Annotated in this window: 14 protein-coding genes and 1 tRNA gene; 11 read left to right on the top strand and 4 right to left on the bottom strand. The window is 74.9% G+C overall.

Annotated elements, in window-relative coordinates; translation table 11 throughout:
• From IN07_RS26395 to IN07_RS14230, 5 genes are all read left to right on the top strand, one after another.
• Positions 1–542 (top strand): TOBE domain-containing protein (locus IN07_RS26395; protein ID WP_231558379.1); only part of this gene is annotated, 542 nt, incomplete at its 5' end.
• A 64-nt stretch (positions 543–606) separates the two neighbouring features.
• Positions 607–702, top strand: a tRNA-OTHER gene (locus IN07_RS25310).
• Between the two features lie 60 nt (positions 703–762).
• Positions 763–2,100, top strand: coding sequence for an L-seryl-tRNA(Sec) selenium transferase (gene selA / locus IN07_RS14240; protein ID WP_036336658.1), 1,338 nt, complete (start codon positions 763–765; stop codon positions 2,098–2,100).
• Positions 2,091–3,860, top strand: a complete 1,770-nt coding sequence (selB, locus tag IN07_RS14235) for a selenocysteine-specific translation elongation factor (RefSeq protein WP_231558378.1) — start codon at positions 2,091–2,093, stop codon at positions 3,858–3,860. Before selA ends, selB begins: the two co-directional genes overlap by 10 nt.
• Positions 3,861–3,909: 49 nt before the next feature.
• A complete protein-coding gene (locus IN07_RS14230) occupies positions 3,910–4,284 on the top strand; it encodes a PH domain-containing protein (RefSeq protein ID WP_036336656.1) in 375 nt (124 codons plus the stop codon).
• Between the two features lie 24 nt (positions 4,285–4,308).
• Here the strand turns inward: IN07_RS14230 and IN07_RS25305 are convergent, their stop codons facing one another.
• Complete coding sequence (locus IN07_RS25305) at positions 4,309–4,470, bottom strand: hypothetical protein (protein WP_156119199.1); 162 nt, start codon at positions 4,468–4,470, stop codon at positions 4,309–4,311.
• A gap of 98 nt (positions 4,471–4,568) precedes the next feature.
• The gene (locus IN07_RS14225) at positions 4,569–5,354 is read right to left on the bottom strand and encodes an enoyl-CoA hydratase-related protein (protein WP_036336654.1); all 786 of its coding nucleotides are present in this window, start codon (positions 5,352–5,354) and stop codon (positions 4,569–4,571) included.
• A 39-nt stretch (positions 5,355–5,393) separates the two neighbouring features.
• Here IN07_RS14225 and hemW point away from each other — a divergent pair, with 39 nt between their 5' ends.
• Positions 5,394–6,626: a radical SAM family heme chaperone HemW gene (gene hemW / locus IN07_RS14220; RefSeq protein WP_156119198.1), complete on the top strand. Its 1,233-nt coding sequence runs from the start codon at positions 5,394–5,396 to the stop codon at positions 6,624–6,626.
• Positions 6,627–6,640: 14 nt separating this feature from the next.
• Here hemW and recQ read toward each other — a convergent pair whose 3' ends face one another.
• The gene (gene recQ, locus IN07_RS14215; RefSeq protein ID WP_036336649.1) at positions 6,641–8,470 is read right to left on the bottom strand and encodes a DNA helicase RecQ; all 1,830 of its coding nucleotides are present in this window, start codon (positions 8,468–8,470) and stop codon (positions 6,641–6,643) included.
• 105 nt (positions 8,471–8,575) lie between these two features.
• Between recQ and IN07_RS14210 the strand changes: the two genes are divergently transcribed.
• The 4 genes from IN07_RS14210 to IN07_RS14195 are packed head-to-tail and all read left to right on the top strand — an operon-like array spanning position 8,576 to position 11,984.
• Entirely contained in the window at positions 8,576–9,502 is a 927-nt protein-coding gene (locus IN07_RS14210) for an ATP-binding cassette domain-containing protein (protein ID WP_036336647.1), read from the top strand.
• On the top strand, positions 9,499–10,239 hold the full coding sequence (locus tag IN07_RS14205) for an ABC transporter permease (protein WP_036336645.1): 741 nt from the start codon (positions 9,499–9,501) through the stop codon (positions 10,237–10,239). The genes IN07_RS14210 and IN07_RS14205 overlap by 4 nt, the downstream gene beginning before the upstream one ends.
• A 36-nt stretch (positions 10,240–10,275) precedes the next feature.
• Positions 10,276–11,385, top strand: coding sequence for a sensor histidine kinase (locus IN07_RS14200; protein WP_052091277.1), 1,110 nt, complete (start codon positions 10,276–10,278; stop codon positions 11,383–11,385).
• Positions 11,382–11,984 (top strand): response regulator transcription factor, encoded by a 603-nt coding sequence (locus IN07_RS14195; protein WP_036336641.1) that lies wholly within the window; start codon positions 11,382–11,384, stop codon positions 11,982–11,984. Before IN07_RS14200 ends, IN07_RS14195 begins: the two co-directional genes overlap by 4 nt.
• Positions 11,985–11,994: 10 nt before the next feature.
• Here the strand turns inward: IN07_RS14195 and IN07_RS14190 are convergent, their stop codons facing one another.
• Positions 11,995–12,360: a type II toxin-antitoxin system VapB family antitoxin gene (locus tag IN07_RS14190; RefSeq protein ID WP_456237880.1), complete on the bottom strand. Its 366-nt coding sequence runs from the start codon at positions 12,358–12,360 to the stop codon at positions 11,995–11,997.
• A 416-nt stretch (positions 12,361–12,776) separates the two neighbouring features.
• On the opposite strand from IN07_RS14190, the gene IN07_RS14185 reads away from it, so the two are divergent.
• On the top strand, positions 12,777–12,992 hold a 216-nt coding region (locus tag IN07_RS14185; RefSeq protein WP_036336639.1), incomplete at its 3' end, for a hypothetical protein.

The raw sequence follows: 12,992 nt of genomic DNA, 5'->3' as shown, positions 1-12,992 counted from the left end.
TCGCCTCGCTGCAGCGCCGGCTGGGCATCACCACCGTCTACGTCACCCACGACCAGGTCGAGGCCATGACCATGGGCGACCGGGTCGCGGTGCTGAAGGACGGCCTGCTCATGCAGGTCGGTGCCCCTCGTGAGCTGTACGACCGCCCGGCCAACGTCTTCGTCGCCGGCTTCATCGGCTCCCCGGCGATGAACCTCTTCGAGGTGCCGGTGACCGAAGGGGGCGTCCGCTTCGGGGACCGCGTCCACCCGGTGGCGCGGCAGTCCCTCGCCGCCAGCCCGGGCGACGCGATGACCCTCGGCGTCCGTCCCGAGGACTTCGACGTCGCCGACTCCGGCGCGGTGGTCGAGGTCGATGTGGTGGAGGAGCTCGGCGCCGACGCCTACCTCTACGGACGGCTCCTCCAGGGGGCCACCGAGCCCCTCGTCACGGTCCGCGTCGACGGCCGGCAGCCACCCCGCCGGGGGGAGCGGATCCACGTCGTGCCGCGGGTCGGCCACGTCCACCTCTTCGGCAGCGACGGGGCCCGGCTGGCGGACTGATCGTCGGGTCCCGCTGGACGGGCGGGACCTGCCGGTCCAGCCGTCGGGACGTAAGGTCGGCGGCGGAGACGTCAGGGTGTCTGGTGGCCCCCGCGGCCTCTAAAGCCGACGTGGCCGAGCAACTCGGTCAGGCGGGTTCGATTCCCGTCCGTCTCCGCCAGCCGCTCCGCGGAGCCGGCCCTCGGGCCGGCTCCGCGACGGCCACCTACGCTCGGCCGCGATGACCACGGACGCCACGACCACCGCCGCGACCACCGACCCGCGCCGGCGCGTGCCCCGGACCGACACGGTGCTCGCCGACCCCGCCGTCGCCGCGGCGGTGCAGCGACTGGGCCGGGAACTGGTGAAGCGCGCCGTCCAGGTAGCGCAGCAGCGCGTCCGGAAGGGCGACCTGCCGCCGGACGACGTCGTCGCCGCCGTGCTGGCCGGGCTGCCCGGCACCGCCAGCAGCCTCTCGCCGGTGCTCAACGCCACCGGCGTGCTCGTGCACACCAACCTGGGCCGGGCACCGCTGTCCGGCGCGGCCGTGGCCGCGGTGGTGGCGGCCAGCGGCACCACCGACGTCGAGCTCGACCTCGGTACCGGCCGCCGCGGCCCGCGGGGAGAGGGAGCGCTGTCGGCGCTCCTGACGGCCGTGCCCGCCGCCGAGGCCGCGCTGGTGGTGAACAACTGCGCCGCCGCCCTGGCCCTGGTGGCCACCGCGTTCGGCGGTGAGCTGGTCATCGCCCGTGGGGAGCTGGTCGAGATCGGGGACGGCTTCCGCATCCCCGACCTGCTGGTCAGCACCGGTGCGCGGCTGCGCGAGGTCGGCACGACGAACCGGGTCTCGCTCACCGACTACACCGACGCCCTCGGCCCGGGCACGGGTGCGGTGCTCAAGGTGCACCCCTCCAACTTCGTCGTCCGCGGGTTCACCCGGTCCGCCGACGTCGCGGAGCTGGCTCCCGCGCTGGCCGGCACCGGGGTGCCGCTGGTCGTCGACGTGGGCAGCGGGTTGCTCCGCCCGCATCCGCTGCTGCCTGACGAGCCGGACCTGCAGACCACGCTGGCGGACGGCGCAGACCTGGTGCTGTGCAGCGGCGACAAGCTGCTCGGCGGCCCGCAGGCCGGGATCGTGCTCGGCTCCGCGGCGCTGGTCCAGCGGCTGCGCCGGCACCCGCTCTACCGGGCGTTGCGGGTGGACAAGACGACCCTCGCTGCGCTGGAGGCGACGGTGCGCGGCCCGGTGCCGCCGGTCCGGCAGATGCTCGACGCCGACCCGGCCGGCCTGCAGGCCCGGGCCACCGCGGTGGCCGCCGCCCTGCAGGCCCGCGGGATCGAGGCGGTCGCCGTCGCGTCGACCGCGCGGGTCGGCGGTGGGGGAGCCCCGGAGTTCGAGCTGCCCAGCTCCGCCGTCGCGCTCGACCCGCGGTTCGCCGAGCCGCTGCGGCACGGCGACCCGCCGGTGGTGGGCCACCTGGACGGCGACCGCACCCTGCTCGACCTGCGCAGCCTGCTCCCGGCCGACGACGAGCGGCTCATCACCGCCGTGACGGAGGTGGCGCGCCGGTGGAGCTGAACCCTGCCGCCCGGATGGACGTCCTGGCGACCGCCGGCCACGTCGACCACGGAAAGTCGACGCTGGTGACGGCCCTGACCGGGATGGAGCCGGACCGCTGGGAGGAGGAGCGCCGGCGCGGGCTCACCATCGACCTGGGGTTCGCCTGGACGACGCTGCCCTCCGGTCGCCGGCTCGCGATCGTCGACGTGCCCGGGCACGAGCGGTTCGTGGGCAACATGCTCGCCGGGGTCGGCTCGGTGCCCGCCGCGCTGGTGGTGGTGGCCGCGGACGACGGGTGGTCGGCGCAGACGGCCGAGCACGTCGCCGTCCTCGATGCCCTCGGGGTGCGGCACGGGCTGCTCGCCGTCACCAAGTCCGACCTAGCCGACCCGGCCCCGGTGCTCGCCGACGCCGCCGAGCGGCTGGCCGGGACGTCGTTGGGCCGGGTGCCCGCCGTGGCGGTCAGCGCGCGGTCCGGTACCGGGCTGCCGGAGCTGGCCGCTGCACTGGAGCAGGTGCTGGCCGGCCTGCCCGCGCCCGACCCGGCCGCGCCGGTGCGGCTGTGGATCGACCGGGCGTTCACCATCCGTGGCGCCGGGACCGTCGTGACCGGCACCCTGGCCGCCGGCACGGTGACCACCGGCGACCGGCTGGACCTGGGCGGGCGACCGGTGACCGTGCGCGGGCTGCAGTCGCTCGGGGAGCCGGTCGAGGCGGCCTCGGCCACCGCCCGGGTGGCGCTCAACCTGCGCGGGGTGGCGGTCGAGGAGCTCTCCCGCGGCGACGCGCTGCTGACCCCGGATGCGTTCCGGCGCACCGCGGACCTCGACGTGACGCTGGTGCGACCGGTCGAGGAGAAGCTGCCCGCGGAGCTGGTCGTGCACATCGGGTCGGCCACGGTCGCGGCGCGCGTGCGTCCGCTGGACGGGTCTGCCCTGCGCCTGCGACTGGCCACCGAGCTGCCGCTGCGGGTGGGGGACCGGCTGCTGCTGCGCGACCCCGGCGCCCGCCGGGTGCACGGCGCCGACGTGCGCGACGTGGACCCACCCGAGCTGCGCCGCCGCGGGGCCGCCCGGACCCGCGCGGCCGAGCTCGCCGAGCAGCCGCTGGGTGAGGCCGGGGCGCGGGCGGACCTGGTGCGGCGCCGGTTCGTGCGCCGGGCGGACTTCGTCGCGATGGGCTGGCCGGTGCCCGCGGACGCCACGGCCGTCGGCCCCTGGCTCCTCGCTCCGGGGCTGGCCGACGAGCTGGCGGCCCGGGTGCCGCAGGTGGTGGCCCGTTACCGGCAGCTGCGCCCGCTGGAACCGGGTCCGCCGACCGCGGTGCTGCGGTCGGCGCTGGAGCTGCCCGACGTCGAGCTGGTGCCCGCTCTGGTGCGGGAGCCCCTGGCGTTGCGGGACGGCCGGGTCGTCTCCGGTGCCGCGGCGCTGCCCCCGGCGGTGCAGCAGGCGGTGGACGGCATCCGCGCCCGCCTGGTGCAGGAGCCGTTCGCCGCCCCGGAGGCCGGTGACCTGGTGGCCGCCGGGCTGGGGCCGCGCGAGCTGGCCGCTGCGGTGCGGGACGAGCAGCTGGTGCGGATCACCGAGGGCATCTACCTGGCACCGGGGGTCGCCGAGCAGGCCCGGACCAGGCTCGCGGCGCTCCCGCAGCCGTTCACGCTCAGCGAGGCGCGCAAGGCGTGGGGGACGACCCGCCGGGTCGCCGTCCCGCTGGCCGAGTGGCTCGACGCCCGCGGGGTCACCGTCCGCCAGCCGGACAACACCCGCCGCCTGCGCTGACCCGGCGTGGGAGCAGGGGGATCCGCACGGGGCTCCCTACGGTGACGCGGTGATCGACTTCTCGAACGGTTCCGTCTTCAAATTGAGTCCCTGCGACATGAAGGACATCGCGCCCGCCGTCGCGCCGCTGCTCGTCGCGGGCGAGCAGTTCGTCGCGTCCTTCAAGGGCGTGCGCGACTTCGTCGTCTTCACCGACAAGCGACTGATCGCGGTCAACGTGCAGGGCATCACCGGCAAGAAGCGGGACTTCACCTCGCTGCCCTACAGCAAGGTGCAGGCCTTCTCCATCGAGACGGCGGGGACCTTCGACCTGGATGCCGAGCTCGACCTGTGGTTCAGCGGCCTGGGCAAGGTCCGGCTGGAGTTCCGAGGCAACGCCGACATCCGCCAGCTCGGCCAGATGATCGCCACGTACGTGCTCTGAGCCCACCTGGCGCCGGCCGTGCGGTCAGACCGGGCCACCGCCGGCGGCGAGCTGGCGCAGGTCGACGTGTGCCGGCGTCTCCACCGGCAGCGGCGGATCCGCGTCGTGCACCTCCACGAGCTGGTCCAGGTGCACCGGCTCCGGGAGCTGCCGGTACTGGGCCCGCGGGTCCGCCTGCTCGGTCACGGCCTCAGGGTGCGGCCGCGGAGTGCGGGGCGACAAGGGGTCTGCGCACGCTCGTGCTCTGGCTGCACTGGTGCACCAGAGCACGAGCGGCGGCAGGGTCAGTCGCCGGCCGGGACCCAGCGGGCGGGGCGCTTCTCCCGGAAGGCGGCGATGCCCTCCTGGCCCTCCTCGCCGGCGAAGAACCGCGCCGACAGTTCCAGCAGCGCCGGGAACTGCCCGGCCAGGTCGGGGCCCGACCGCAGCAGCCGCTTCGTCTCCGCCAGCGCGGTCGGCGCCCCGGCGGCCAGTGCGGTGACCTGCGCAGCGACGGTGGCGTCGACCTCGTCGTCCGGCACGGTCAGGTCGACCAGCCCGCCGGCTGCGGCCGTCGCGGCGTCGAAGACCTCGCCGGTGAGCATCAGCCGGTGGACGACGTTGGGCAGCATCCGCGGCCGGCACACCGCGGAGATCACCGCCGGGACGACGCCGATCCGCACCTCGGTGAACGCGAAGGTGGCAGCGGCGCCGGCCACCACGACGTCGCAGGCCGCGGCCAGCCCCACCCCACCCGCGCGGGCCGGGCCGCGGACGGCGGCGAGCACCGGCTTCGGCGCGTTCCAGATCAGCTCCAGCAGCTCGGGGAACTCGTTGACCCCCTGGTCGGCGGCGGAGCCACCGGTGGCCTCGCCGAGGTCCATGCCGGAGCAGAACACGCGGCCGGTGTGGTCGAGCACCACCACCCGCACGGCGTCGTCGGCGAAGGCCTCGGTGAGGGCGGCGCGGAGCTGGGCGCGCATGGCGCGGGAGAGGGCGTTCCGGTTGGCGGGGGAGTCGAGGGTCAGCCGGGCCACGCCGGCGGACACGTCGACGGAGAGCACGCGGTCGTCATTGGTCGCGGAGGTCACGCCGCCATCTTGCCGGGGGCGGTCACACTGGGAGCAGCGATGACCACGACCCTCCCTCTCCTCGGCCAGACCCCGGCGCTGCCCGCGGACCCCTCGATGCTCCCGGCGTCGGCCCGTGGCGGCCTGCCGACGACGCCGTTCGGCCTCTACGTGCACGTGCCGTTCTGCGCCACGCGCTGCGGCTACTGCGACTTCAACACCTACACCTCCGACGAGCTGGGCCCCGGCGCCAACCGCAGCGAGTACGCCGGCACCGCCATCGCCGAGCTGCGGCTGGCCGCCGAGGTGCTGGGGCCCGGCCGTCCGCCGGTGCAGACGGTCTTCGTCGGTGGCGGCACCCCGACCCTGCTGCCGGCGCAGGACCTGGTGGCCGTCATGGACGCCGTCCGCGAGCTCTTCCCGGTGGCCCCCGACGTCGAGGTGACCACCGAGGCCAACCCCGAGTCGGTGACGCCGGAGTCGCTGGCCACCCTGCGGGCCGGTGGCTTCACCCGGATCAGCCTGGGCATGCAGTCCGCCGCCGAGCACGTGCTCGCCGTGCTGGACCGCCGGCACACCCCCGGCCGGGCGGTGCAGGCCGCGCACGAGGCCCGGGCCGCCGGCTTCGAGCACGTGAACCTGGACCTGATCTACGGCGCGCCGGGGGAGACCGACGCCGACTGGCAGGCCTCGCTCGACGCCGTCCTGGCCGCGCCGGTCGACCACGTCAGCGCCTACGCGCTGATCGTCGAGCAGGGCACGCGGCTGGCCCGGCGGGTGGCCCGGGGCGAGCTGCCGATGCCGGACGACGACGTGCTGGCCGACCGCTACGAGATGGCCGACCGGACGTTCGGAACCGCTGGGCTCGGCTGGTACGAGGTGTCGAACTGGGCCCGCGACCGGGCGGCCCGCTGCCGGCACAACGAGCTGTACTGGGCCAACGCGAACTGGTGGGGGATCGGGCCCGGCGCGCACTCGCACGTCGGCGGACTGCGCTGGTGGAACGTCAAGCACCCGGCCGCCTACGCCGACCGACTGGCCGCCGGTCTGCACCCGGCCGCCGACAGCGAGCTGCTGACCCCGGAGGACCAGGCGCTGGAGACGGTGTTGCTCGGGCTCCGGCTTCGTGACGGGTTGCCGCTGACCGCACTGAGCGCGGCGGGGCGGGCGCGGGCCGCGGAGTCCGTCGTCCGGGGGCTGCTGGCGGCCGCGCCGCACGAGGCGGGGCTCGCCGTCCTCACCGACCGTGGCCGGCTCCTCGCCGACGCCGTCGTCCGCGACCTCACCGACTAGGGACCCCAGCGGCCTCAGCCGTGCAGGGCGGCCAGGACCTGGTCGCCGAACTTCTCCAGCTTCGTCGCGCCGACGCCGCCGATCGTGCCCAGGGCGGCCAGGGTCGCCGGCTCCTCGGTGGCGATCTGCCGCAGGGTCGCGTCGTGGAAGACGACGTAGGCGGGCACGCCCTGCTCCTTTGCGGTGGCGGCCCGCCAGGCCCGCAGCCGCTCGAAGGCCGGGGCGGCCGATGCGGGGAGCTCCGGGGCGGTGGACCGGCTGCCCCGGGCGCGGGCGGTCGCGGCCCGGGTCGGGCGCTCGGGCTCGCGGCGCATCAGCACCTCCCGTTCCCGGCGCAGCACCGGCCCGCTGGCCTCGTTGAGCGCCAACGTCCCGTACTCGCCCTGCACCGCGAGCAGCCCCTGCGCCAGCAGCTGACGGACGACGCCGCGCCACTGGCCCTCGGACAGGTCGGTGCCGATGCCGAAGACGGTCAGCTCGTCGTGGCTGTGCTGGGTGACCTTGTCGGTGCGCTTGCCGAGCAGGATGTCGATCGACTGGCCGGCGCCGAAGGACTGCCCGCGCTCGCGCTGCAGCCGCAGCACCGTGGACAGCAGCATCTGCGCCGGGATGGTGGCGTCCCAGGACTCCGGGGGGCTCAGGCAGGTGTCGCAGTTGCCGCAGGGCGCGCTCTCCTGGCCGAAGTGGGCCAGCAGCCGCACCCGCCGGCACTCGACCGTCTCGCAGAGCGCCAGCATCGCGTCGAGCTGGGCGGACAGCACCCGGCGGTGCGCGAGGTCGCCCTCCGAGGACTCGATCATCTTGCGCTGCTGGACGACGTCGGCCAGCCCGTAGGCGAGCCATGCGGTGGAGGGCAGTCCGTCCCGGCCGGCCCGTCCGGTCTCCTGGTAGTAGCCCTCGACCGACTTGGGCAGGTCCAGGTGGGCGACGAAGCGGACGTCGGGCTTGTCGATGCCCATGCCGAACGCGATGGTCGCGACCATCACCAGCCCGTCCTCGCGCAGGAACCGGGACTGGTGCGTCGCGCGGGTCCGCTGGTCCAGGCCCGCGTGGTAGGGCAGCGCGGGGATGCCCTGGCCCACCAGGAACTCGGCCGTCTTCTCCACCGAGGCGCGGGACAGGCAGTAGACGATGCCGGCGTCGCCGGGGTGCTCGGTGCGCAGCAGGTCCAGCAGCTGCTTGCGCGGCTCGTTCTTCGGCGCGATCCGGTACTGGATGTTCGGTCGGTCGAACCCTGCGACCACGTGCAGCGCGTCGTCGAGCTGGAGCCGGGTGCTGATCTCGGCGTGCGTGGCGGGGGTGGCCGTCGCCGTCAGGGCGATCCGGGGCACGTCGGGCCAGCGCTCGTGCAGCATCGACAGGGCGAGGTAGTCGGGCCGGAAGTCGTGCCCCCACTGCGCCACGCAGTGCGCCTCGTCGATGGCGAACAGCGCGATCCGGCCCCGTTCGAGCAGGCGGGCGGTCGGTGAGGCGCCACCGCCCAGGGACTCCGGGGCCACGTACAGCAGGTCGAGCTCCTCGGCGAGGAAGGCCTCCTCGACGTCCCGGCGCTCGGCCCGGTCCTGGCTGGAGTTGAGGAACCCGGCGCGCACGCCCAGCGCACGCAACGTGTCGACCTGGTCCTGCATCAGCGCGATCAGCGGGGAGACGACGACGCCGACGCCCTCCCGCAGCAGCGCCGGCACCTGGTAGCACAGCGACTTCCCGCCGCCGGTCGGCATCAGCACCAGCGCATCGCCGCCGGCGACGACGTGGTCGACGACCTCGCGCTGCGGTCCGCGGAAGGCGTCGTAGCCGAACACCCGGCCGAGCACCTCGAGGGCAGGGTCTTCGAGCACGTCCACCCGACGAGCGTAGGCGGCGTGCGGCCGGCGGTCTGACATCCGTCACGAGGTGTGGACGACGTCTCGCACTCCCGGTGAGGCCCCGTGGGGAGCCAGGCTCGGGGCATGCCCGAACCACTCGCCCTCGACGTCCGCGGACTGACCGTCCGGTACGGCAGCGCGACCGCCGTCCACGACCTGACGCTCGCCGTCCCTCGCGGCGAGACCGTCGCCCTGCTCGGTGCCAACGGAGCCGGGAAGTCCTCCGTCGTCAACGCCGCGCTCGGGCTGTTCCGCCCGGCGGCCGGCACGGTCCGACTGCTCGGGCGCGAGCCGGCCGCGGCGCTGGAGGCCGGTGGCGTCGGGGCGATGCTGCAGCACGGCGGCCTGCCCAGCGAGGCACGGGTCGGCGAGGTGCTCGCTTTGGTGCGGCGCCGCTACGACGATCCGTGGCCACTGGCGGACCTGGTCGCCACGGCCGGCATCGGCGGCCTGCTCGACCACGCGGTCGACGCGCTCTCCGGCGGGCAGCGACAGCGGGTGCTGCTCGCCCTGGCCCTGGCCGGCGCACCGCCGTTGCTGCTGCTGGACGAGCCGACCTCCGCCATGGACGTCGAGGGCCGGCAGGCCTTCTGGACGACGATGCGCGGCCTGGCCGGGCGCGGGCACACCGTCGTCTTCGCCACCCACCACCTCGACGAGGCCGACGCGGTCGCCGACCGGGTCGTGGTGGTCGCCGGTGGGCGGGTCCTCGCCGACGGGACGGCGGCTGCGATCAAGTCGCGGATCGCCGGGCGCACCGTCCGGTTCCGCTGTCCCGGGCCGCGGGACGGGCTGACCGGGCTGCCGGGCGTCACCGGCATCAGCGGGGACGCCGACCTCGTCGAGCTCACCACCTCCGACGCCGAGGCGACCCTGCGCGCGCTGCTCGACAGCCGCACCGCGCTGCCCGACCTCGAGGTCCGCGGCGCCAGCCTCGAGCAGGCCTTCCTGCACCTCACCACCCAGCCGGACGCCGCCGAGCCGCACGCCACCGAGGGAGCCCTCCGATGACCGACCTGCTCCTCTTCCAGCTCCGCCGGGTGGGCCGGAACAAGCAGTACCTGTTCTTCACGGTGCTGCTGCCGGCGCTGTTCACGATCTTCTTCACCAAGGTGATCGGCGGGCAGGCGCCGGCCGGGGAGTACCAGGACCTCGCCGGCGCGGTCCTGGTCTCGATGATGGCCTACGGGGCGATCGGCGCCGCGCTGGGCGCGACGATCCGGATCGCCTTCGACCGCTCCTCCGGCTGGCTGCGGCAGCTGCGGGTGACGCCGGTGCCCACCGGGTCGGTGTTCGCCGTCGACGTCATGGTCGGGGCGCTGCTGGTGCTGCCCAGCCTGCTCGTCGTGGCGCTGGTCGGGCGGTTCGTCAACGGCGTCGAGTTCGGCCTGGGCACCTGGCTGGCGCTGGTCGGCTCACTGTGGGCGGGGTCGGTGGTGTTCGTGGCGCTCGGTGTGGCGGTGGGGCTGGCCCTGGACGCCCAGGCCGCCGGCGCGGCGATCGGGATCCTCGGCACCGTGCTCGCCGCGCTGGGTGGGCTGTGGTTCCCGGTCGAGATGTTCCCGGACGGGATGGCGGCGCTGGCCCGCGCGATGCCGTCGTACTGGTTCGCCGAACTGGGCCGCGACATCACGGCCGGGACGTTCGCCGGCCCGCCGGTCATGGTGCTGGCGGGCTACGGCGTCGTGTTCGCCGCGGCCGCGCTGGTGGTCGCTCGGCGACGCCCGCTGCACGCGGTGGCGGGCTGAGCCGTGACCGGGCGGCCGACCGCTAGCGTTCGTCTCGTGGACCGGTCGAATTGGTGGGGGCAGGCGATCTGGGCGGTGCCCTGGCTGCTGTTCCAGTTCTTCCCGATCGTCGACCTCGTCACCACCGACCGCCCGACGGCGGCGCGCTGGGTCGGCGCGATCGGGTTGCTCGTCTTCACCGTGGTCTACCTGCGGGTGATGGGTCAGCTCGGCCGGCCGCGGGCGCTGCGGCCGGAGTTCGCGGTGACCGCGGTGCTCGCCGTCGCGCTGGCGGTCGGGTTCGGGCCGGCCTGGGCAGGCTTGATGATCTACGTGTCGGCAGCCGCCGCGGCGACGCTGCCCGGGCGCTGGGTGTGGCCGGGCGTGGTCGGGGCGGCGCTGGTGTGCCTGGCGGTGCCCCTCGTCTCGGGGGACCCCGGCCTGCTGTTCCTGTCGCCGATCTGCCTGCTCACCGCCTTCGGCATCCGGGGCACCGGCTACCTGATCACCGTGAACCGGGAGCTGCAGGAGGCCCGCGAGGAGCTGGCCCGCAACGCCGTCACCGAGGAGCGGCTGCGCTTCGCCCGCGACCTGCACGACCTGCTCGGGCACTCGCTGTCGCTGATCGCGCTCAAGAGCGAGCTCGCCCGCCGGCTGGCCGAGGCCGACCCGGCCCGCGCCCGACAGGAGATGGCCGACGTCGAGGCGGCGGCCCGTCGCGCGCTGGCCGAGGTTCGAGACGCCGTCAGCGGCTACCGGCAGGTCACCTGCGCCCAGGCCCTGGCGGAGGCGCGCTCCGCGCTGACCGGGGCCGGGATCGACGTGCGGCTACCCGACCGGGTGCCCACGCTGCCGGGCACGGTCGACGCCGCGCTCGGCTGGGTGGTGCGCGAGGCGACGACCAACGTGCTGCGGCACAGCCGGGCCGGCACGGTGACGATCGGCCTGGCCGAGGACGGGGTACGAGCGGTGCTGACGGTGACCGACGACGGGCGTGGAGCGGAGGACCCGATCACCGTGCTGGGCGCCTCGCCCGGGTCGGGGTTGGCCGGTCTGCGCGAGCGGGTCGGTGCGCTGGGCGGGGAGCTGGCAGCCGGCCCGGTGGACGGCGGCGGGTACCGACTGCAGGCCACGGTGCCGCTGCTCCCGGTGTCGGTGAGCGCGTGACGATCCGGGTGCTGCTGGCCGAGGACCAGGCGCTGGTGCGGGGCGCGCTGCGGGCGCTGCTGGACCTCGAGGAGGACATCGAGGTGGTGGCCGAGGTCGGCCGCGGCGACGAGGTGCTCGAGGCCGCGCGTGCCTGCCGGCCGGACGTGGCGCTGCTGGACATCGAGATGCCGGGGCAGGACGGGCTCGAGGCGGCCCGGGAGCTGGCCGCTGCGCTGCCGGAGGTGCGCGCCGTCGTCCTCACCACGTTCGGCCGGCCGGGGTTCCTGCGCCGGGCGATGGAGGTCGGCGCCGCCGGCTTCCTGGTCAAGGACTCGCCGGTGGCCGAGCTGGCCCGGGGCATCCGGGCGGTGATGGCGGGGGAGCGGGTGATCGACCGGGACCTGGCCGCGGCTGCGCTGGCGATGGGCGCGACACCGCTGTCGGGTCGCGAGGCCGACGTGCTGCGGGCGGCGGCCGACGGGGCGACGGTCGCCGACATCGCCGGGCGGCTGTTCCTGTCCGAGGGGACGGTGCGGAACTACCTGTCCTCGGCGATCGGCAAGACCGGGGCGCGCACCCGGGTGGAGGCGGCCCGGGTGGCGGAGGAGAAGGGCTGACTCTGAGCCGTCAGCGCGGCTGGCCGGCGTCGGCCGGGCTGGCGTCTGCGGAGTTGCTCTCGGCCGGCGTCTGGGCCGGCATCAGCGAGTCGAGGTCGAGCACCCGGACGTGGATGACGTTGCGCTGCTGCAGGGCCGCGCGCAGGGCCCGGTGCAGGCCGTCCTCCAGGTACGTCTCGCCGTTCCACTGCACCGCGTGCGGGAACAGGTCGCCGTAGAAGGTCGAGTCGTCGGCGAGCAGCGTGTCGAGGGCCAGCTCGCGCTTGGTGGTGACGAGGGTGTCCATCCGGATCTGCCGGGGCGGGATCATCGCCCAGTCGCGGGCGGAGAAGCCGTGGTCGGGGTAGGGGCGCCCATCGCGCACCGCCTTGAAGATCAGGGCTGAGCCTCCCGCTCCCCGGCCCCCCGGTGGGGTCCGTCGACCGGAACCACATTAGTGGGATCAAGCGATGGTCGCCGATGCCGGGACGCCGGGATCGATCCCAACTGCGGCAGTGGCTCTCCGCGATGGGACGGCTGCCCCCTCACGCCGATCGGACTCCACGGTCTCGGATGTCTGTGCAGGTCAGCGGCTTGTCACGGTGCTGGTGAGACGAGTGGGACAGGAGAGATTCGCCACTCTCCGTGTCCTTGCGTGTGCGCTGCGCATCTGCCAGCTTCACCGCGAACGCCTGAACCTGGCGCGTTCGACGTCGTTCCATCCGACTCGTCCTGTGCTTGGTGAGGTCTCCCGTGCGTGCTGGTCATGGGTTCAGTGCTGTTCCGAAGTGGCGGGTCAAGGGGCCGCTCGGGGTGGCAGTCGCCGCGGCGCTGGTCGCGGGGACCTTTGCCCCCAACCAGCAGGCGCAGGCCGCGCCCGTCGACAGGTCCTCTGCGGACACCGAGGCGTCCGGTCCGCTGGAGGCGCCCGACATCTCCACCGCCCGGACGATCGCCGAACTGCAGGGCGAGGTCAAGTCCGCTGGCGTGGTGTGTGACGGCTACCGCGTGATCTTCATGTCTGGTCAG

It is taken from the genome of Modestobacter caceresii, assembly GCF_000761485.1.
Classification (GTDB): Bacteria; Actinomycetota; Actinomycetes; order Mycobacteriales; family Geodermatophilaceae; genus Modestobacter; species Modestobacter caceresii.
Note: the sequence above shows the minus strand (reverse complement) of the source record. Positions and strands in the feature narration are given on the sequence as shown.

Bases quoted from the DNA above. Each gene is read 5' to 3' on its own strand.
- selA (WP_036336658.1), top strand. From the start codon at position 763: ATGACCACGGACGCCACGACCACCGCCGCGACCACCGACCCGCGCCGG.
- hemW (WP_156119198.1), top strand. From the start codon at position 5,394: ATGACCACGACCCTCCCTCTCCTCGGCCAGACCCCGGCGCTGCCCGCG.
- IN07_RS14210 (WP_036336647.1), top strand. From the start codon at position 8,576: ATGCCCGAACCACTCGCCCTCGACGTCCGCGGACTGACCGTCCGGTAC.
- IN07_RS14205 (WP_036336645.1), top strand. From the start codon at position 9,499: ATGACCGACCTGCTCCTCTTCCAGCTCCGCCGGGTGGGCCGGAACAAG.